Origin of the sequence: Pectinatus frisingensis (assembly GCF_014076555.1) — a bacterium.
Lineage (GTDB): Bacteria > Bacillota > Negativicutes > Selenomonadales > Selenomonadaceae > Pectinatus > Pectinatus frisingensis.
On record NZ_CP045424.1, the window covers coordinates 745,048 to 766,118 of the forward strand.

Annotated in this window: 18 protein-coding genes and 1 other RNA gene; 9 read left to right on the forward strand and 10 right to left on the reverse strand. The window is 37.5% G+C overall.

Annotated elements, in window-relative coordinates; all coding sequences use genetic code 11:
* Positions 1-207: 207 nt before the first annotated feature.
* The 3 genes from F8M42_RS03620 (at position 208) to F8M42_RS03630 (ending at position 4,796) form a co-directional block, all read left to right on the forward strand.
* Positions 208-1,812 carry a xylulokinase gene (locus F8M42_RS03620; protein WP_182188621.1) on the forward strand — a complete coding sequence of 535 codons (1,605 nt, stop codon included), beginning with the start codon at positions 208-210 and terminating at the stop codon, positions 1,810-1,812.
* 93 nt (positions 1,813-1,905) lie between these two features.
* Complete coding sequence (gene araA, locus F8M42_RS03625; RefSeq protein ID WP_182188006.1) at positions 1,906-3,330, forward strand: L-arabinose isomerase; 1,425 nt, start codon at positions 1,906-1,908, stop codon at positions 3,328-3,330.
* A gap of 98 nt (positions 3,331-3,428) precedes the next feature.
* Entirely contained in the window at positions 3,429-4,796 is a 1,368-nt protein-coding gene (locus F8M42_RS03630) for a sugar porter family MFS transporter (RefSeq protein ID WP_196590661.1), read from the forward strand.
* A gap of 222 nt (positions 4,797-5,018) precedes the next feature.
* Here the strand turns inward: F8M42_RS03630 and F8M42_RS03635 are convergent, their stop codons facing one another.
* Complete coding sequence (locus tag F8M42_RS03635) at positions 5,019-5,360, reverse strand: hypothetical protein (RefSeq protein ID WP_182188008.1); 342 nt, start codon at positions 5,358-5,360, stop codon at positions 5,019-5,021.
* Between the two features lie 169 nt (positions 5,361-5,529).
* On the opposite strand from F8M42_RS03635, the gene ssrS reads away from it, so the two are divergent.
* Positions 5,530-5,714: non-coding RNA, 6S RNA (ssrS, locus tag F8M42_RS03640), on the forward strand.
* Between the two features lie 434 nt (positions 5,715-6,148).
* Positions 6,149-7,567, forward strand: coding sequence for a group II intron reverse transcriptase/maturase (gene ltrA / locus F8M42_RS03645; protein WP_182188009.1), 1,419 nt, complete (start codon positions 6,149-6,151; stop codon positions 7,565-7,567).
* 106 nt (positions 7,568-7,673) lie between these two features.
* Here ltrA and putP read toward each other — a convergent pair whose 3' ends face one another.
* Positions 7,674-9,152: a sodium/proline symporter PutP gene (gene putP, locus F8M42_RS03650; protein WP_182188010.1), complete on the reverse strand. Its 1,479-nt coding sequence runs from the start codon at positions 9,150-9,152 to the stop codon at positions 7,674-7,676.
* 441 nt (positions 9,153-9,593) lie between these two features.
* Here putP and F8M42_RS03655 point away from each other — a divergent pair, with 441 nt between their 5' ends.
* The gene (locus tag F8M42_RS03655) at positions 9,594-10,235 is read left to right on the forward strand and encodes a LysR family transcriptional regulator substrate-binding protein (protein WP_182188011.1); all 642 of its coding nucleotides are present in this window, start codon (positions 9,594-9,596) and stop codon (positions 10,233-10,235) included.
* 95 nt (positions 10,236-10,330) lie between these two features.
* Here F8M42_RS03655 and F8M42_RS03660 read toward each other — a convergent pair whose 3' ends face one another.
* Together F8M42_RS03660 and F8M42_RS03665 are read right to left on the reverse strand one after the other, a co-directional pair.
* On the reverse strand, positions 10,331-10,987 hold the full coding sequence (locus F8M42_RS03660) for an amino acid ABC transporter permease (protein ID WP_182188012.1): 657 nt from the start codon (positions 10,985-10,987) through the stop codon (positions 10,331-10,333).
* 117 nt (positions 10,988-11,104) lie between these two features.
* Positions 11,105-12,175, reverse strand: a complete 1,071-nt coding sequence (locus F8M42_RS03665; protein ID WP_182188013.1) for a pyridoxal phosphate-dependent aminotransferase — start codon at positions 12,173-12,175, stop codon at positions 11,105-11,107.
* Positions 12,176-12,439: 264 nt separating this feature from the next.
* Between F8M42_RS03665 and F8M42_RS03670 the strand changes: the two genes are divergently transcribed.
* From F8M42_RS03670 to F8M42_RS03680, 3 genes are all read left to right on the forward strand, one after another.
* On the forward strand, positions 12,440-12,718 hold the full coding sequence (locus F8M42_RS03670; protein WP_182188014.1) for a PucR family transcriptional regulator ligand-binding domain-containing protein: 279 nt from the start codon (positions 12,440-12,442) through the stop codon (positions 12,716-12,718).
* Between the two features lie 81 nt (positions 12,719-12,799).
* A complete protein-coding gene (locus tag F8M42_RS03675) occupies positions 12,800-13,138 on the forward strand; it encodes a transposase (protein WP_182185465.1) in 339 nt (112 codons plus the stop codon).
* Positions 13,122-13,949, forward strand: a complete 828-nt coding sequence (locus tag F8M42_RS03680; protein ID WP_182185463.1) for an IS3 family transposase — start codon at positions 13,122-13,124, stop codon at positions 13,947-13,949. The genes F8M42_RS03675 and F8M42_RS03680 overlap by 17 nt, the downstream gene beginning before the upstream one ends.
* Before the next feature lie 384 nt (positions 13,950-14,333).
* Here the strand turns inward: F8M42_RS03680 and F8M42_RS03685 are convergent, their stop codons facing one another.
* Genes F8M42_RS03685 through F8M42_RS03710 form a run of 6 tightly spaced genes read right to left on the reverse strand, consistent with a single transcriptional unit; the run spans position 14,334 to position 21,031 of the window.
* Positions 14,334-15,479 carry an iron-containing alcohol dehydrogenase gene (locus F8M42_RS03685; RefSeq protein ID WP_182188015.1) on the reverse strand — a complete coding sequence of 382 codons (1,146 nt, stop codon included), beginning with the start codon at positions 15,477-15,479 and terminating at the stop codon, positions 14,334-14,336.
* Complete coding sequence (locus tag F8M42_RS03690; RefSeq protein ID WP_182188016.1) at positions 15,476-16,498, reverse strand: NAD(P)-dependent oxidoreductase; 1,023 nt, start codon at positions 16,496-16,498, stop codon at positions 15,476-15,478. Before F8M42_RS03690 ends, F8M42_RS03685 begins: the two co-directional genes overlap by 4 nt.
* Positions 16,499-16,517: 19 nt before the next feature.
* Positions 16,518-17,801 (reverse strand): aspartate aminotransferase family protein, encoded by a 1,284-nt coding sequence (locus F8M42_RS03695; protein WP_182188017.1) that lies wholly within the window; start codon positions 17,799-17,801, stop codon positions 16,518-16,520.
* A gap of 20 nt (positions 17,802-17,821) precedes the next feature.
* Positions 17,822-19,495 (reverse strand): M20/M25/M40 family metallo-hydrolase, encoded by a 1,674-nt coding sequence (locus F8M42_RS03700; protein ID WP_229711432.1) that lies wholly within the window; start codon positions 19,493-19,495, stop codon positions 17,822-17,824.
* Positions 19,496-19,520: 25 nt separating this feature from the next.
* On the reverse strand, positions 19,521-20,174 hold the full coding sequence (locus tag F8M42_RS03705; protein ID WP_182188018.1) for a GntR family transcriptional regulator: 654 nt from the start codon (positions 20,172-20,174) through the stop codon (positions 19,521-19,523).
* A 20-nt stretch (positions 20,175-20,194) separates the two neighbouring features.
* Positions 20,195-21,031, reverse strand: coding sequence for a dimethylarginine dimethylaminohydrolase family protein (locus F8M42_RS03710; protein ID WP_182188019.1), 837 nt, complete (start codon positions 21,029-21,031; stop codon positions 20,195-20,197).
* Positions 21,032-21,071 lie beyond the last annotated feature (40 nt).

Here is a 21,071-nt window from a genome sequence, read left to right on the forward strand (position 1 = left end):
ATTTAGGTTAATGTTATTCGTACGGTGGTTTTTTTATTCCATTTGGGAAAATATAAGTGTTTGTAATAGTGAAAAAATTATCAATAATTTTTTTTATTTGCTTATTTACATAATATAGAATAAGTTGTATTATATATATAAAGTTGTATGATATATTTTCCGGAAAATAATAACTTTAAATTAATGTCAGGAGGTGTACTATTTTTGATGAGCCTAATTGAGATAGCTGAAGCAATACAAAAGGGACATGTTTCACTGGGAATTGAGCTTGGTTCCACGCAAATAAAATCAGTCTTAATTGCTGATGATTTTAATACGATAGCCTCTGGTTATTATACTTGGGAGAATCAGTACAAAAATGGTATATGGACTTATTCATTAGAACAAGTTTGGGAGGGTATCAGGACAAGTTATAAACAATTGGCTGCCGATGTTTACAGCAAGTATCATCAGCCTCTTATCAAGATAGGAACTATAGGCGTTAGTGCGATGATGCATGGTTATTTGGTATTTTCCCAAGATGGGAATTTGTTAACACCATTTAGAACATGGAGAAATAACATAACAGGACCGGCTGCAGATGAATTGACAAGTTTATTTAAATTTAATATACCGCAACGCTGGTGTATTGCACACTTATATCAAGCCATATTAAATAAAGAACCCCATGTAAGGCAGATAAGATTTATTACTACTCTGGCAGGATATGTGCATTGGAAACTGACTGGCGAAAAAGTGTTGGGAATAGGTGACGCCTCTGGGGTATTTCCGATTGACGAAAAAACTTGCAGCTATGTTGAACCATTATTGCAGCAATTCAGCCAATTGCCGGAAGTGAAGAAATATTCATGGAATATACACGATATTCTGCCTAAAGTGCTTAAGGCCGGTGAGATAGCAGGCAGGTTAAGTGCTAAAGGAGCCAAACTGCTGGATATAAGTGGACGGCTGGATGCAGGTAGTGTAATGGCTCCACCAGAGGGAGATGCCGGTACCGGTATGGCAGCCACTAACAGTATTAGAAAAAAAACCGGTAATATTTCAGTCGGAACATCGGCCTTCTCGATGATTGTTTTAGATAAACCGCTTAAACAAGTGCATCGTGACATAGACATAGTAATGACACCGGATGGTTCGCCTGTTGCAATGGTGCATGTTAATAATTGTTCTTCAGATATCAATGCCTGGGCAGAAATATTCAGACAGTTTGCTGATCGTCTTGGAGTCAATTTAACAGCTGACGAATTATATGAGGCATTGTTTCTTGTATCGGCTAAGGCTAGTCCGGATGCAGGCGGTTTAATTAATTACGGCTATTTGTCGGGTGAGAATATTACAAAAATATCCGCTGGAAGGCCATTATTTGTCAGAACGGCAAATTGTGAATTTACCTTAGGTAATTTTATTCTAACGCAGCTTTATGCGGCGTTTGCCCCATTAAAAATTGGCATGGATATTTTGATAAATAAAGAACAGATAGAAACGGAAGTACTTATTGCTCAAGGCGGGCTATTTAAGACTCCGGTAATTGCACAGCAGATTTTGGCAAATGCACTCAACACGCCGATTACTGTCATGAAAACAGCAAGTCAGGGCGGCCCGTGGGGAATGGCTGTGCTGGCGGCTTATGTCAAAGAAACCGATAATATGGACCTTTGTGATTTCTTGGATAAAAAAGTATTTAAATTTCCCGAAACATTTACACTTAGCCCGGAACCAATTGGTGTTACTGGTTATAAAAAATTTATTACTGGATATGAAGACGGTCTGGCCGTTGAAGAAGCAGCAGTTGATAATATCAGTGAAAGATGACTATAGGCAGTATCAATTATTTTTATAAACACTAATAATGCGAAAATTGCAAATTTAGTAATTATTATTTTTAAATAAAAGGAGTAATGAAAAATGTTATCAATTTCTAAATATGAATTTTGGTTTGTTACCGGAAGTCAATTCCTTTATGGAAAAGAACAGTTGAAACAAGTTGCTGAAGATTCACGGGATATAGTAAAAAAATTAAACGCAAGCGGTAAGCTGCCTTACAAAATTGTTTTTAAGGATGTTATGACAACTGCCGACAGTATAACTAAATTCATGAAAGAAGCAAATTACAATGATAATGTGGCTGGGGTAATCACTTGGATGCATACTTTTTCGCCGGCCAAGAATTGGATTCGCGGTACTAAATTGTTACAAAAGCCATTATTGCATTTGGCAACACAGTATTTGGATAGAATTCCTTATGACACAATTGATTTTGATTATATGAATCTCAACCAAAGTGCACATGGTGATCGTGAGTATGGATATATTAATGCCAGACTGCATAAGAATAACAAAATCATCTATGGCTACTGGGGAGATAATGAAGTTCAAGAAGAAATTGCTCGCTGGGAAAATGTTGCAATAGCATATAATGAAAGTTTTAAAATAAAAATTTGCCGTTTTGGCGATACTATGCGCAATGTTGCTGTTACTGAACTGGATAAAGTCGGGGCGCAAATTACACTGGGATGGACGATCGATTACTATAGCGTAGGAGATTTAACTGAAGAAATAAATAAAGTCAGCGAAGAAGACATTGATAAAGAATATGATCTTTTGCAAAAAGAATACACACTTACTATAGGTAATAATAAGCCGGAAAAATTCAAGCATTCGGTAAGGGGGCAGCTGAAAGAATATATCGGAATCAAACGCTTTTTAGAACGCGGCAATTATACAGCTTTTACTACCAACTTTGAGGATTTACACGGGTTGGAACAATTACCGGGACTTGCTGTTCAATTGTTGATGCGTGACGGATACGGTTTTGGGGCTGAAGGTGATGGGAAGTCGGCAGGCTTAAGCAGACTGCTTAAGATTATGGCACGTAATGAAAAAACAGCATTTATGGAAGACTACACGCTGGACTTGCGCAAGGGGCATGAAGCGATATTAGGTTCACATATGCTGGAAGTAGATCCATCCATAGCGAGTGAAAAACCACGTGTCGAAGTTCATCCGCTTGATATCGGCGGTAAAGAAGACCCGGCCCGGTTAGTGTTTACCGGTTCGGAAGGTGCAGCGATAGATGTGACATTATCTCATTTTGCCGATGGATTCAAGTTACTCAGTTATCCGGTAAACGGCAATAAACCGGAAGCTGAAACTCCCAATTTACCAGTGGCAAAACAATTATGGACACCTAAAATCGGATTGAAAAAAGGCTCCATAAAATGGATCGAAAATGGTGGCGGACATCATTCTGTATTTTCATTTGTACTGACGGAAGGACAAATTACTGATCTGGCTAAAATGTTTGGCATAGAATCAATAGTGATAGATTAACAGGCGATTGACAATAAAGGTCAGAAGATAATTAGAAATTGTAAAAAATGATATTTTCTGACTTTTATAATGTAATCCATAATGAAGGAGTGCAGAAATTGGAAGGTACAAAGAAAATATCAAGTAGTTATATCTACTTTTTTGGTGCATTTGGCGGTATCCTCTTTGGATATGATATTGGTGTTATGACCGGGGCTTTGCCATTTTTGACACATGATTGGAATTTAGTGGATGCGTCGACAATCGGCTGGATCACCTCTGCCGTTATGTTTGGTGCAATATTTGGTGGTGCTTTGGCAGGACAGTTGGCTGATAGGTTAGGCCGCCGTAAAATGATTTTACTTTCAGCCGTATTGTTTGCAATTTTTGCCTTATTGTCAGGTTTAGCTCCCGACAATGGTAAAACATATATGATTATAGTTCGCATGTTTTTAGGTTTGGGAGTTGGTGCTGCTTCAGCCCTGGTTCCGGCATATATTTCCGAGCTGGCACCGGCACGACTGCGTGGACGCCTTTCCGGAATCAATCAGACAATGATTGTCTCCGGGATGCTGATTTCCTATGTTGTCGATTTCTTTTTAAAGGATATGCCAGGAGAAATGTCATGGAGATTGATGCTGGGATTTGCCTGTTTGCCCGCAGTCATCTTATTCTTAGGCGTTTTGCGCTTACCTGAATCACCACGTTATTTGATAAAGAATGGACATTATGATGAAGCTAGAAAAGTATTGGGTTATGTTCGTCCAGAGAATGAAATTGATGCTGAACTCAAGGATATTAAAGAAACTGCCGCATTGGAAAATCAAGCTGAAAATCAAACCAGCTGGGGTAGTCTGCTAAGTAAAAAATATCGCTATTTGATTACAGCCGGTGTTGGTGTGGCGGCTTTTCAACAATTTCAAGGAGCTAATGCTATTTTTTATTATATCCCATTGATTGTAGAAAAAGCGACTGGCAGTGCAGCAACCAACGAACTAATGTGGCCAATTATTCAGGGTATAATACTTGTTCTGGGTTCACTGGTATATATCTGGATTGCAGAAAAATTTAACAGGCGGACACTTTTGATGGTTGCCGGATTCATCATGGGGCTATCATTTATTTTGCCGGCTGTTATTAATTGGCTTATACCGGGAGCCAGCCCAATGATGATTGTATTTTTCTTGTGTATATATGTTGCCTTTTATTCGGCTACATGGGCACCAATTACCTGGGTATTAGTGGGAGAAATATTTCCATTGGCAGTTCGCGGCCGCGCGGCTGGTCTGGCTTCGTCCTTTAATTGGATAGGTTCATGGCTAGTCGGGTTATTATTTCCTATTATGACGGCAGCTATGCCGCAGGAAGCGGTATTTGCTATCTTTGGTGTTATTTGTATGCTGGGGTGTTTATTTGTAAAGACGCGCGTACCTGAAACACGCGGCCGTACATTGGAAGAGATTGAACGCCAGGAAACAAATAAGTAAGCTGTTAAACAATTAACGGGGCTGCCGCATGAACAGCATTGACATCATAAATATGTAATACTTATGAATGAAAATGATTACGTGCGACAACCCCATTAATTTTAGATATGAATGTTAGGAATAAACATATAAAACGGATGGTACCGGAAAACATATGCTAAATGTCGTTTTGTGTATCAATATACATGACTAAAAAGATCGGTCATGTTATATAAAGATAGATTAATCGACCTTGTCCTTATTGAAAGCCTTCATTACATATTCGACCGGACGGCTCCAATCAACATAAATATTGGTGTTTTCCCATAGACGAGTCAGCGCCAATTTGAAATTTTCCAGGCTTTCCAAAGGATTTATGGTGACCTGAGTGAAGTCATGTGCTGTTTTATGTGGTATCTGCATTGTCAGAGCCTTGGCAAAAAAGTTTCTCACAGTTTGTACAGCTTCTTCTGATTTTAGAAAGATATCAGCTTTTTTATCGGCTATATTATATTCTATATAACCAACGTCACTGTAGTCTTTTAAGTCATAACGGCTTATTGCCACACGAAATACATTTTCCATTGTAGAACAATACCTCTTTTTCTATAGCAATTATTAATTGAATTTACTTGTATAAAACTATATCCATTCTATCAAAAAAATGCTTATAAAACAACTTAATATAAAAGATTGCTACCTGTCAAGTCTTGCACGGCATATTTATTTATGCTATTATTTATTAAAAGATTACATATGCCTGCGATGTACGTAAGCTTTTTAAATATGTCTAACCTTACTCTTTTCAAAATGGAACCTGATTTTAGCATATAGCTGCTGGATCGTCTTGAACGAATAGCAAACGTATTGTCTTAAAGGTACCGCCCTGCATATATGCAGGTATAGGCATGTAAAAAGATACGGCACCATGGGCATAAAAAACCGCCATTCTTATGAATGGTGGTTTTTTTAGTGCGCCCGGCATGGGCGCAGTCTAACGGGTGAAAGTCCCGAGCACACCCGGTAGTGGGAAGTGCATAGCCAAGAGCAAGGGTGTCCATTGTGAGGTGGAATCTGAAGGAAGCTGGCGACAAATCTCTGGTCTGACGAACAGGAATCACATCAGGCGGTGTTGACGGATAAGGCTGCTAAACAAGTCGAAGTCCAATAACTACTCGGAAGTCAATGACGTAAATGTGGCAGATAGATGGAGAGAAAGACTGCGTTCTTACCTGGGGAGGTCTCACGAACACGGCAAGACAAATTCTCGAGCCGTGGTTGAAACAAGATTTATCGTGAGAAGTCAGCCGAAGCCATAGTACCAAGCGGCTATAGACGCGAGGGAAGGGCTGAACTCTAGGAGATGGAAGTAAATGAAGATTACTGAATATGGGATTAAGGATAGACAACTTCAAAAAGAAGGCCATGCGCAAAAGGCATCTGCGGAACAGAAAGAATATGAGCAGGCATCCGGCCATAAGAGGATAACTGAAAACAACACCGTCATTGCAAAACATCAGGGAAGCAGACTGTTGGAAAAGATACTGGAAAGGGACAATATGAACCTAGCCTATCTAAGAGTTAAAAGAAATAAAGGAGCCGGAGGAATGGACGGAATGCAGGTAGATGAACTTCTGCCCTACCTGAAAGACCATAAGGACGAACTCTTACAGCAGTTAAAGCGAGGAAAATACAAGCCTAATCCAGTCCGCAGGGTAGAAATACCAAAGGAAGAAAGGGGTAAATTTCGCAAGCTGGGAATACCAACAGTCGTAGACCGCGTCATCCAACAAGCCATAGCGCAGGTACTGACGCCAATCTATGAAACTCAATTCTCGGAACACAGTTATGGTTTCCGACCAGGTAGAGGAGCGCATGATGCGCTCAAAGCCTGCCAGAAAATAGCAGACAGGGGAAATGTGTATACCGTAGATATGGACTTGGAGAAGTTCTTCGACACAGTGAGTCAAAGCAAGCTCATCGAAGTACTATCAAGAAGTGTAAAAGACGGCAGAGTCATCTCGTTGATACACAAATATCTGAACGCTGGAGTACTGGAGCATGGAATCTATGCGAAAACACCGCAGGGAGTACCACAGGGCGGACCGTTAAGTCCGCTATTGAGCAACATCATGCTCAATGAACTGGATAAGGAGATTACCCGGCGTGGGCATGAATTTATCAGATATGCAGATGATTGTGTAATCCTGTGCAAGAGTCGGAAAAGTGCAGAAAGGACTTTGGAAAATCTACTACCATTTATCGAAAGAAAGTTATTCCTAAAAGTGAACCAGGAAAAGACGAAACTAGCGCACATCAGCCAAATAAAATATCTTGGGTATGCATTGTATCGTAGCAAAGGGAAATACAAATTGCGGATACACCCTAAATCCATTGCGAAGATGAAGGGAAAAGTCAGAGTATTGACAGCCCGGAGCAATGGATGGAGTAACGAAGGGCGAAAAGATAAAATCAATCAATTTGTCCGGGGGTGGGTGCAATATTTTCGGCTAGCAGACATGAAAGGGATGCTAAGAGAGATAGATAAATGGGTAAGAAACCGGATACGTCTTATCTATTGGAAGCAGTGGAAGAGAATTCGTACGAGATTTGAGAAGTTAAAACAGTTTGGAATTGAGGCAAGGGAAGCTTGGAAATTTGCTAACACAAGAAAAGGATTATGGAGAACAGTGCACAGCCCAATTCTTAGCAAAAGCCTTGAAAATAAAGAAATAGCCAGTCTTGGCTATATGACCATGACTGACTATTACCTGAAAGTATGCGAAAACTAGAGAACCGCCGTGTACCGAACGGTACGCACGGTGGTGTGAGAGGTCGGTCGCTCAAATAATGGGCGACCTCCTACTCGATTGTGTCGAAATAATTAATATAATTTATTTATATGTTGCTGTGCTTTACCGAATCGAAAATATTGATGATTTCTTTACTAGGCGGAGTATCAAGGAGACTGACGACAATTATTGCCAGTAGTGAAAATAAGAAACCGGGTATTATTTCGTATAACCCCCAAATGGCAAAATGTTTCCATAATATAACAGTTATACCACCAATAATGATGCCGGCGATTACACCTTTATTGGTCGTTCGCCGCCAAAATAGAGAGGTAAGAAGTGCCGGACCAAAGCAGGCACCAAAACCAGCCCAAGCATAAGCAACCATATCTAAAATCAGATTATCAGGATTTATTCCCATAAGTATGGCAATGACGGATATGACTATAACAGATAATCGACTCACCCAGACGAGTTCTTTTTGATTATTTGTCTTATGAATAAGAGTTTTGTAAAAATCCTGGGAAAAAGCGGAAGCTGCCACTAGCAATTGTGAAGATGCCGTACTCATGATTGCAGCCAATACTGCCGATAATATCAGGCCGGCAACAAAGGGAGAAAAAAGATCATGGCTCATAACTAAAAATACAGTTTCTGTATTGCTGCCGGTGAGTGGTTCTGTTAAATAAATTTTGCCGACCATACCGACCAGGACTGATGCGACTAAAGAAATAATTACCCATGTCATGGCAATATGAGAAGCTCTGGTGAGTTCGGAAGAAGCTTTTATGGCCATGAATCGTACTAAAATATGCGGCTGGCCAAAGTAACCCAGGCCCCAGCCAAGCAGTGATATTATTTCGATGAAAGTCATACTGGAATTATCCGGTTTCAAAAATGGATTGAAAACTTGTGGATCAAGCATGTGCATGGCTGTAAAACTGGTACTGAAACCACCCAATAAAAATATAGCGAATAATGGCACGACTACAATCGCTAAGAACATCATTACACCTTGGATAAAATCTGTCCAGCATACAGCAAGAAATCCCCCGGCAAAAGTATAAAAAACGATTACGAATGCACCCAGTATAAGTGAGTATACATAGGGAATACCAAAAACCGTGTTAAATAATTTTCCTCCGGCAACAAAACCTGATGAAGTATAAATGATAAAAAATATCAAAATGAAAATGGCAGAGATAATGCGGAGTAAATTATTATTACTATGAAATCTGTTTTGGAAAAAATCTGGTAAAGTCAACGAGTTATTGGCTAATTCTGTGTATTTTCTGAGGCGTTTGGCTACAAACTGCCAATTTGCCCAAGTCCCTAAAATCAGGCCGAGAGCGATCCAACCGGCATTTAGACCGGCAAGATAGGCAAAACCGGGTAGACCCATCAGCATCCAACCGCTCATGTCAGATGCTTCGGCACTCATTGAGGTGACCCAGGGACCGAGTTTCCTGCCACCCAGAATGTAGTCGGACATGTTATGAGTGCGGTGATAGTAATAAGCGCCAATGAACATCATGAGCAGCAGATAACAGGCAAATGCAAGAATAATGGCGATGTTGTTGTACAAATAATCCACTTCCTATGTTAGTTAATGTTATAAAAATATTACCGCCAATGTGATGAATTAATTTGAGATAGTTACGAAGGGAAATACAATTCATCGACGATATTATAATTATATTATTTTTTTATATGTTATTGCAAGGGTGAATAATATAACACGCAAATGAAAATTACCATGATAAAGATGGTACAGATGAGATTTAATCCATAAAATATTTGGGTTTGCAATGGTCATCTGTAAATAATAAAACTGAGTTTATTCAGTGTATGCAATTCAACTGAATAAACTCAGTTTTATCGTTTTTTAATGCCGCCTGATCTTGTTGCAGATAAGGTCATAACTGCAGGTATTTATGGTATTTTGACGAATCAATACTGATCGCAGAGCTTTTTACATTGGAGTTGCTAAAATAACTTATTATAAATATCTGGATCCTCCTTCAATATGGATGGTTTCACCGGAAATATTTCCGGCACTCTACAACAGCTGCGTATTGGAGGATTAGGTAATCTAGTGACTTATTTTCTTCCCAGATATATAGAGAGATTAAGAGCGAAAGGGAAAAATCAAGTAATTGTTGATATTTGTCTTTCTAATCAAGAGTTGGTCGAAGGTGTTGAGAATGGCAAGTTTGATATGGTATTGCTTTCCAACGCAGAACCACAGAAGGATGTTGCAGTAATTCCTCTTATGACGGAGCCGCTTTACGTGGTTTTTCCAGTAAAACATCCGCTGTATCATCGGAAAAAGATCAGTTTCTTGGATGTTGTGCTGCAGGAAAAATTAGTGCTGTATAAAGATCCGTGTACAATCCGAGCATCTATACGCAAAGCATGCAACCGTATAAAGGTTATACCTAATGTTGTATTGGAACTTGACTTGACGGAATCTTTACTTAGTTATGTAGGTAGAGGAAAGGGGGTTACGATTCTGCCTTCGATTGTAGCTAAAGCAATTAAGACACCGTATATTGCTGTGCGGGAAATTAATCAAATACCTATTTATCGTGAAATTGCCGTTGCTATGAAGAAGGAAAATATAGTTGCGTATCTGCCGATGTTTTCTGATAGTGACGAGATATTTTAAATATAAAAACCATGATGATGGAATTATTATTCCACATAAAATCATGTCTGATTTAAATAAGAAAATAAATTTATGAGGGCAGCTGTGAGGGGATTCTATTTTATTTCAAATTTTGTTTCCATATATGAAACTAGTCGGGAAATGGTAAGTGTCATGATCAGGTATATAATTGCCACACTGAGCCAGATTTCCATAGAACCATATGTGCGTGCTATGATCAGCTGCCCTCTGCGGGTAAGTTCTTCGAATCCGATAACTGAAACGAGTGATGAGTCCTTTAATAAAGCGATAAATTCATTACCCAATGGCGGTATAACGCGTTTAAATGCCTGCGGCATTATTACTAACTTCATAGTTTGTGTCCAGTTTAATCCTAGAGAGCGACCAGCCTCCATTTGACCATTATCTATTGACTGGATACCAGCTCGAAAAATTTCTGCAATATACGCACCACTGTTTATACCACAGGTAAAAATTGCTGAAAAGAAAGGACTTATTTTCAAACCTGTAAGCAGTGGCAATGCAAAGTATATAAAGAATAATTGTACTAACAATGGTGTGCCGCGCATAAAATTGATATAAATCATAGCTGCAATGCGAAGAAATTTAATATTTGAAATTCGTACTGTACCTGAGAGCAATCCCACTGCCAAACCTATTATAATGCTTAATACGGTTATTTTTATTGTAATCAGTGCTCCTTCTAAAAGTAATGGCAGCGAAGTTATGATCAATGAATAGTTTAATTCCATTTTGCAGAACACCTCTGTTATTAATAAATTATTTATAATAAGACAAAAAGGCCCCTGATTATTCATCAAAAGCGCCTTTGCTAAAAATGTATTTTTATATTATTTTAATATATGAGATTATGCTGCCAGACTTAATAAAATCTTTCTTGTAGCTTGGACTACTGCTGCCATTTCGAGCATAGTACCGACAGTAATACGAAGAAAATTTCTTATCCTGTCCGGTTTTTTATAATGACGGGCTAGTATACCATGTTCTTTTAATCTAATATTATATTCTTCAGCACTTAACCATGGGTGGCTTACAAAAACGAAATTTGTATTTGATTCTAAGACATAAAAGTTCATTTTACGCAATTCATTTGTTATATATATTCTTGCCTCAATTACAGCCTGTACGGTTTGCTGTAGATATTTTCTATCGAGCATAGCAGCTGTTCCTACTGCCATACTTATATCGCTTAAATTAAAAGGATTGAGTACTGATTTTATTGATTCTATATCAGCAATGAGTTTTTTATTGGCAATGCAGTATCCTATGTGCGCACCAGCTAGATTTCTTGATTTGGACATAGTATGTATGACCATCAGATTGTCATATTTTTTTACAAGAGGAATTGAACTTTCATTTCCATAGTCTATATATGCTTCATCGACTATCACTAATCTATCTGGTTTTGACCTTACAATTTTTTCTATTTCTCTGATAGAAAGGGCATATCCGGTAGGTGCATTGGGATTGGCTAAAATTATATGACGGTTTGTCTCTATAAATTGATTTATATCAATAGTGAAATCTTTTTTTAATTTAATTTCTTCTGCATCTATATCTAAGGCTAATGCTAATGTTGCATAAAAACTGTATGTTATATCGGGATAACATATATGCTTGTTTTCAAAAAAAGTCAGAAAAATATATCCAAGTATTTCATCAGAACCATTACCAACAAAAATTTCTGCCATTGATACATCGAATGTATCTGAAACTGCTTTTTTTAATTCTCGGGAATGTGGATCTGTATACATTCCTAATTGTTTCATTCTGTCACTTTTTAATACCTCGAGTACCTTGGGGGATGGTGGACGTGAAGTTTCATTGGCATTAAGTTTAATATAAATTTTGTCTTTTGGCTGTTCACCGGGAATATACGGTTTTAGATTTCTGTAACGATTGCTCATGAATTTTCCCATTATTATTGTCATCTCCTTAAAAATAAAAAGGTGCTTGAAATAAAATCATATCATTATTTCAAGCACCTTTGCTTTTATAAATCAAAATCGTATTTAGTTTCTTTTAGTATAATTTATGTTAATAGTTTTTTCTATTTGCTTTTGACTAAAAATTTGACCTTATTTTTATACAAACTGAAAAACTTTGCTCCAAATCGTTTTTTTTGTAAAAAGAAATTAATATATATTATAATGGTAGCATACTAATACAGAGGAGAATGACTTGTGTTGCAAATAAATGAGGTCATGAATCTTACAATCTTTAGGAACTTCAGATTAATAGCCGGTAAAAATGGATTGAATCGTGAAATTACTAATGTAGATATTTTGGAATATGAATGGTTCAACGATGGATTTGAAGTCTTTAATAAGGGAGATTTTATAATAACATCATTATTTTTTGCTAAGGATAATCAGGAGCTGATAGAAAAAAGTTTTATACGGTTAATAGAAAAAAAAATATCCGGCATTGCCATAAAAACAATTTTTTTTAAAGAACTATAATGGACCCAAGGATTCAGACCAGTACTGAAAATTTTAAGAGCACATGATATAGTATAGGTAACAAAATAGGAGGTTGTTATCATGCCAAGAAAAAAGTACACTGCTGAGTTCAAAACAAAGATGGTTTTGTCGATTCTTCAAGGCGATAAGGAATTCAATGTTATCTGTTCTGAGAACGACTTGAATCCGAGCATGGTCCGAAAATGGAAGCAGGATTTTCTAAAAAATGCCCATCTCGCCTTTGGTATAGATTCTGAACGTAAGGCCGTTCAGAGAAAGGAGGATGACCTGAAGAAAAAGAACGACCAGATGCTTAAGACCATCGGTCAGTTGACGCTGGAACGCGACTTTCTTCAGGACTGCTTTTGCCAAGCTGGAGAAGCCATCCCACAAATCCCAGAATATGATTCAAAGGGATAATGAGCTCTCCATACGTCGTCAGTGCGAGCTGTTGAGGCTGAATCGCTCCGGCCTGTATTACAATGCCATCCTGCCGGATGCAACAGCTGTTGAATTCGAAGAGTCTTTAATGGCGCGTATCGACCATTGGCATACCAGATGTCCTTATCTTGGATCTCGTAAAATTATCATCAAGCTGCTGGAAGACGGCTTTCCCGTATGTCGTAAGACTGTGCGCCGGTTAATGCTGAAAATGGGGATCTATGCCGTTTATCCTAAGTCCAATCTATCCAAAAGAAATTTCAAGGAGGCTATCGTGCCATATCTGCTACGCGATTATACGGCATCATATCCTAATCAGGTCTGGTCTATCGATATCACCTATATTCCAATGCCGCATGGTCATATGTACCTGACAGCAATCATTGACTGGTATAGCCGACGGCTGGTTGGACACTATCTCTCTGACACATTAGATGCGACTTCTGTCATTTATACAGTAAAGGAAACCGTAAAAAAGTGTGGAATTCCCGCCATTATCAATTCAGATCAAGGAAGTCAGTTTACCAGCGATGACTATAAGGCATTGCTTCACAGTCTTAATATCCGACAAAGCATGGATGGTAGAAGCCGCTGGGCTGACAACATCATGATTGAGCGATGGTTTCGTAGTCTCAAGACAGAACAGCTCTATCCCAACGAATACCATTCACCAAGAGAGTTGCGTCAGCTGATTAACACGTATGTAGATGACTATAACAACATACGCCCCCACCAAGCCTTAGGTTATAAGGTCCCAAATGATTTCTACTTCGGCAGTTTTGCTGCGTAGACTTACTTTGTTTGATGACACGCTTAAAAATTTACGAAGTGGTCTTGACAAGGGGCCCATTATAGATTTACTGGCGCCATATCTTGATGAAAAAAATTTTTATGAATATATTTTCATTTTTATGAATCTATATTTATTGAAGGTAGAATAAAATCAACAGGTTACCAATAAAGCTTTCAGTGTAGAAAAATTATACTGATAACAAAAGGACTGCCGTACATAGGCATTTCCATTCATAAATATGCTGTAACATTTTCCTTATCTTATCTGTCACTGAAAAGGCAGGAAAACAGCAGTAGTTATGGAGTCAATATTTGTGCGGTAGTCCTTTTTGTTATTTGATGCAGTCAGCCTTAATTGTCACAGTGCAAAATGGAGTATATATTATCCCCAATTTACTTCATTTCCATAGTATATGTTGCGGATAAATATTTTCATATCATCAACAGATACTTTTATCGGATTGACCATAGTCGAACCCAGCATGGCGTTTTCTACCAATTTGTCATAATTTTTGACAAAATCTTTCTCATCGACACCGGCCTCCTTTATGCAGGCTGGAATATTGATTTCTTGGCTTAATTCACGCACTTTTTCAATAATATCACCGTCTATTGCATGTGATATTATTTTATATTTTTTGGCAACTGCAATACTCCTTTTATTATAATCCATAGAATAAGGCAATATGACAGCATTGGTCAATCCGTGCGCCAGATTATACATCCCTCCAAAGGCATGGGAAACACCATGGACCATACCAAGCCCAGCATTGGAAAAAGCCATGCCAGCCATACATTGAAAAGCATGCATTTTCTGGCGGCTTTCAAGCGTGCCTTGTTTGCAGGAAATCGGCAGCCAGTGTAAAATACCTTCGATTGCTGATTTAGCTAGTGCATCGGTGAAATCATCACCACCTGTATTAATATAACTTTCCAGTGCGTGGGTCAAAGCATCCATACCGGTTTGGGCCGCTATATGCGGTGGCAGACTCATGGTGATATTGCCATCAAGTATTGTTATATCAGGGCGCAGACATTCTGCTTTTATTGCCAATTTTAAATTTTCTTCAGGATAAGTTATTACTGATACGTGCGTAACTTCGCTGGCAGTGCCCGATGTCGAGGGTATAGCGATAAATTTGGTCTTTTTCCTTTCAATCGGCAATGTTTTATCAAATACATTATCAAAGTTAAGTTCGGGAAATTCATAAAATAATAGTACTGCCTTTGTAGCGTCCAGTGGAGATCCACCGCCAACGGCAATAAAAGTATCCGGTTTAAAAAGCTTTGCTGTTTCTAATGCTGCATTTACTTGATATTTCGTAGGATTTTTACTTATTCCAGAATATATTTTAAGAGTGCTGTTTGGTTTTTCCATATATTTTTTTATCTTGTCGATTATTCCAGACTCATACATTGATTTACCGCCGGTTATAACCATAGCTCTTTTATATGTGATCTTTTTTAAATATGCCAATGAACCAACGCCATTAACAATATTTTCACCATGGAATCTCAATATTTTCATTTTTGCGCCTCTTTTAAATTTTTACCGACAAGGGGAGCTATTTCCTGCCAGTTTACTATTTTGAATACTTTATCATATTCATGTTTTAGATAATGTGCCACATTTTCACAAGAAATGCGCTGTAGATCATTCAATGATTCTCTTGAATAAAAAGCTGCATGCGGTGTTATTATAACATTTGTCTTGTTTGTTAATTCGCAGTCAGCTAGATCTGGATTCTCCTGACTTAAAACATCCAGTCCCGCCCCACTTATAAGTCCTGAGTTCAATGCCTGTACTAAATCTTTCTCACATACGCATTCACCGCGTGCTGTATTTATAAAAATAGGATTTTTTAGCATTTTTTCAAATCTGTCTTTATTAAAGAAATGATAGTTTTCTTTTGTTTGCCGCATATGATTAGTTATAATATCAGCATTTTGGCAGGCTGCATCAGCGTCGACTAGTTCTATACCAAGTCTTTTTGCCATTGCCATATTGGCAAACGGATCGAATGCCATTATCCGCAGACCGAATGCCATAGCACGTTCAGCTACAGCACGGCCTATTTTGCCAAGTCCGAATATGCACAAAGTTTTCCCAGTCAATCTTTCCAATAATATTGAATGATACTGCCATTTTTTTTTCTTGTCGATATCATTTATATAGTGTTTGATTCCGCGGCTCAGGGATAAAATCAGTGCCAGTGTATGATCTGCGACTTCGTTGGTGCAGTATTCGGCAATAGGTATTATTGCTATACCGCGTCTGGTTGCTTCGTCATAATCTATAAAATTATATCCTGTAGAATTGAAACCAACACATTTCAATTTTGGTGCCTGATCCATAACGACGGCATCTATTCGCAGAAAAGCTGTCAATAAGGCATCTGTATCTTTGATTATATTATAAAATTCGGCCTTATCAACATAACTGTAAGTTACAATTTCGATATCAGGTATATGCTTTTGCAGTATGGCTTTTTCATAATCAAGATTGCGTTTAATAACGTCAGGATAATCAGCAATTACTATTTTCACAATATTTTCCTTTCGAGCATTACTTTTGTAATTCTTCAGCTATTGTTTTGTCGAGAATATCTAGCGCAAAATCAATTTCCTTTTTAGTAACTATTGTCGGGGCAATAAAGCGGATAACGTTATGGTACGTACCGCATAACAATAACAATAATCCTTTTTCCAATGTTTTTTCTTTTATTTTGGCTGCCAGTACTGCATCAGGTATGGCATCCTTTTGTACTATTTCAATGGCAAGCATTAATCCGATGCCGCGCACGTCACCAATCACTGCCGGGTATTTTTTTTGCAGTGTGGAAAGTTTATTTTTCATATATTGTCCGGTTTTGACGGCATTATCCAGCATACCGTCATTTATCAGCACATCTAATGTAGCCAGTCCTGCTGCACAAGCTACCGGATTGCCACCAAAGGTACCGCCATGTGCTCCAGCCGGCCATTTCTCCATATATTTTTTACGTCCGATAATTGCGCTGAGTGGGAATCCTGATGCAATGCTTTTAGCCAAAGTAAAAACGTCGGGGCGTACACCAAAATTTTCGTAGGCAAATAATTTACCGGTACGTCCCATACCTGTTTGAATTTCGTCAAAAATCAGCATAATGTTATACTTATCACAGATTTCTCGTATATAATGCATAAACTCGACTGGTGGTACGATATATCCGCCTTCACCCTGTATTGGTTCCATAATAATTGCGGCGACACAATGAGGATCTATTAATGTTTCAAATAATCTTTCTAAGCATTCACGATACTCTTTAGGATATGGGCCATCTCCCTTTTTGTATGGCGTACGATATAAGTTAGGATATTCTGTAAAATAAATACTAGGCAGCAACGCTTCGTAATTTTTGCGATAAGCAGAATTAGATGATGTCAGTGATATAGTCCCTAATGTACGTCCATGAAAAGACCCTCTGAATGCTATAACAGCCTGACGCTTTGTAACATATTTGGCAAGTTTTATTGCACCTTCATTAGCTTCAGCGCCACTATTGCTGAAATATACCATGGTATCTCCACCAGATAGTTGAACTAATTTTTCAGCGAGCTTTACATAGCTTTCATAATATACAACATTGTGTCCGCCATGTATCAGTAAATCTATCTGTTTTTTTGCTGCGCTGACGACCTTGGGGTGATTGTGCCCTATATTGCATACGGCAACACCGCTGGCAAAATCCAATACCTTTCTTCCGTTTTCATCTATAAGATAGCATCCTTCACCTTTTACCACTCCCATAGTTGTTGCTCTTTTAGCTATCGGTGGCATTACTCTCATACATCTTTCATATAAATTCATATCAAATTCCTCTTTTATTATTAGAATTTCAAAAATTTTTTTATTGTATATTCAATAAAATATGGTAATACACCAAAAGAATATGGCATATATACACGTTCGGTCCATTTGTGTGCATCTTTACCAAAACAACCATAATTTATAGCTGGAATAGCAAGTTTTTTAATGTTTTTCAGCGGTATTGGATGCAGTATACTGAATGCAGGAAAATTTTTTAGTAAACTATCAATTGAGGCATCATCGTCATCTATTGATAGATAACTGCTATCTGATAAGCTCTGGAAAAATTGTTTTATTTCATACTTTTCGCCTGATATTATAGCAAACTCGTTAATGGTGTTTTTTAGTTTTGTATAGAGTGCATTTTGCTGCGGTTTTTCTTCGTGGATAGTATTATGTGGACAGTATGGTGCGGCAAAAAATAATACTGCCGATGGATTTTTTATTCTGGCTATATCAAAGAGTTTTTGCGTCATTTTCAATGGTATTTCACGTTTATCTGTATTATCTGCCAAGCAATCAGCTAATATATTATCCAAAATTTTATTTATATCACCATCGTATTTATTCTGTGCTGCAGTATATAGTTCATCATAAGTTAAAACCTGCAGTTCATATTCAAATGGCTGATAGTCGATATCGGAAATTTTGCAGAATTTCTTATATTGTTTATTAATATCTGACTGTACATTGCTTAGCGCTTGTTTAGCCGCAGATGTGAGTTTATTTATGATATCCTGTATTGATGTATTATGGATAAAATAATTGAAATATATAAAAGCTGAAACAGCGGTTTGCACATTATATGATGTTTTCAGGTCTTTGATTTTCAAAACTGAAGGAGGTAAAGTATATTCATCGCGATATTCATCACAAAAATCGCAATTTAAATTGATTATGCGTATAAGTTCTGCTGCCACCATTGATGCATCAAAACCCTCAAAACATTGTCCTACATGAGTTTCTTTACCATTAATATAGAAACATGGCAGTAATTTGCCGACTGCACCTGTGTAAACATATCGAGTCTTGTCATTCGGATATAACGGACATATATAATCATTATTGATGGCAAATAAATAATTCAGTCCTTCTTTTTCCTTTAGTTCGGTCAAAATTTCCAGTCCGTCAATCATACCTGTGTGGAGATTTTCTTCCACTGGATTAAATGATAATAGTATATTGCCGCTGAATTCATTGACGCGCGTGCTGAACCATTTAGCCAAAACTAAAAATACAGCATCGCCTGATTTCATGTCACAGGCACCACGACCAAACAAATAATCGCCGGAATTGAGATCAGCGCGGACCTCATCGCTTAGATCGAGTTCAGATAGTTTTTCCATTAATTTTTCGGAGTTAAATGCAAACTTACTCAATAAACCATAATCGTCAATACCAACTGTATCAATGTGTCCGTGCAGTAAAATTGTATCTTGTGAGATGCTTTTTTCACCTTTTATCAAAGCAAAAACATTATATCTACCTAATTTATCATTTTTCAAGTTCTGTATTATTATTTGTTCAGGATGGTTTTCGAAATATGGAAAAGCACGTAAATAGGTTTTAATATAGGCCGCTATCTTTTTTTCGCCTTCCCCCGCAGAATTTATACTGGAAATCGAAACCAATTTTTTTGTAAGCACAAGGATCTCATTGTACAAATCATTGTTTTTTTCTTGTGTATTATTCAATATTTATCAACTGCCTTTGAGCAGATCAATGTATGAGCATACGGCGATCGACGTTGGTCAAATGATGTGACATTGCCTGAATTGCTGTCTCAAAATTACCTGTTTCGATTGCATCCAGTATATCTTTGTGTTCCTGGCTTGCAACTTGGCAATATTTTGATAGTGTTCCGGATAATATCAGATACCGTTTAATAATAGTATTTACCCATTCTACTGTTTCAGCTAAAAAATTATTTTTTGTGCACCGGGCGATCTTAATATGAAATAAATAATCCATTTCGATATATTCTTCAAAATTATTTTCTGCGGCAGCTTCACATTTTTTTTCATCGATTTTTTTTAGTTCATTGATCTGTTTTTTTGTTATATTATTTTTTAAAAGTGATACGGCTAATTCTTCTAGACAACGGCGAACCTGGGTTACCTGCTGTACATCATGGGCAGTTATATTGGAAACTACTATGCTGTTATTGATGTTGACTGTAGCAATGTTTTCATGGACAAGCTTTATCAATGCAGATTTTATTGGTGTTCGGCTGATTTCAAGCTGTTCAGCAAGCTTTTCTTCTGTCAATATTTCTCCAGGTTTAAGTTCATTTTTTATAATAGCCCGCTTTATAATTTCATAAGCCTGATCAGAAAGTTTTTTAGTTTTTTTGACCGTTGCCAGTTTGGACATTATAGTTCCTCCATAATTGTTTATTCTCTGCTTAGAGGAAAAGTCATACAATGTGGTCCGCCACCAGCTTTTACGATTTCAGTTATATCGACTTCAATAACATTTATTCCGTGTTTATCCAGCTGGGTATTCACATATTTATTACTTTTTAATGATATGACTTTTTTATTTCCTAAAGCTTCTACATTGCATCCCAGCTGAAATACCTTTTCATCTGGGATATCAATTGTTTCAATTTCTTTTTGGTTTAATATTTTTAAAAAATCTTCTGGCAGAGCTTTTTTATAAACCAATGCCAGTTTTTCATCAACCAGATTAAACAGCAGGTCCAAATGCAAATAAGAGGTATCACATGGGACAGGCACTATTTTGTAATCATATTTACTGATGCCATTACGAATTTCTTCTATGCCTCTGGTATCGGTACGAGCTATCATACCGATTGCTAGTGTATTGTCGTCTAAAAATGAGAAATCGCCGCCTTCAAATAAACCATCTTTTACTTCTGCAATCAAAGGCAGGCCTATTTCCTCCATTTTTCTGCGATATGCTTCTTTTTCAAGAAATCTAATCGGTTCTTTAAAATTACCTAAAACATATCCTTCACGCAGACAGCAACCAAAATCACGTGAAAAAACAGCATTAGGACGTTTGGCGCCTGCATCCAATGAAACTACTTCTACACCGTTGTTTTCATAAGCTTTAAGTAATGCAAAATATTCATTTTCCATTATAACACGGTTCAATTTCGTATGCGACCACTGTACGGCAATCTCGTTTATTGGGGCTGCCTGTAAATATGTCGGGCGGCACATCAGAACTTTTTTTAATACTCCGCTGGAATTTTTGACAAACATATTTATACTTCCCATCTGTAGTTTATTTTTAACAAGTTGA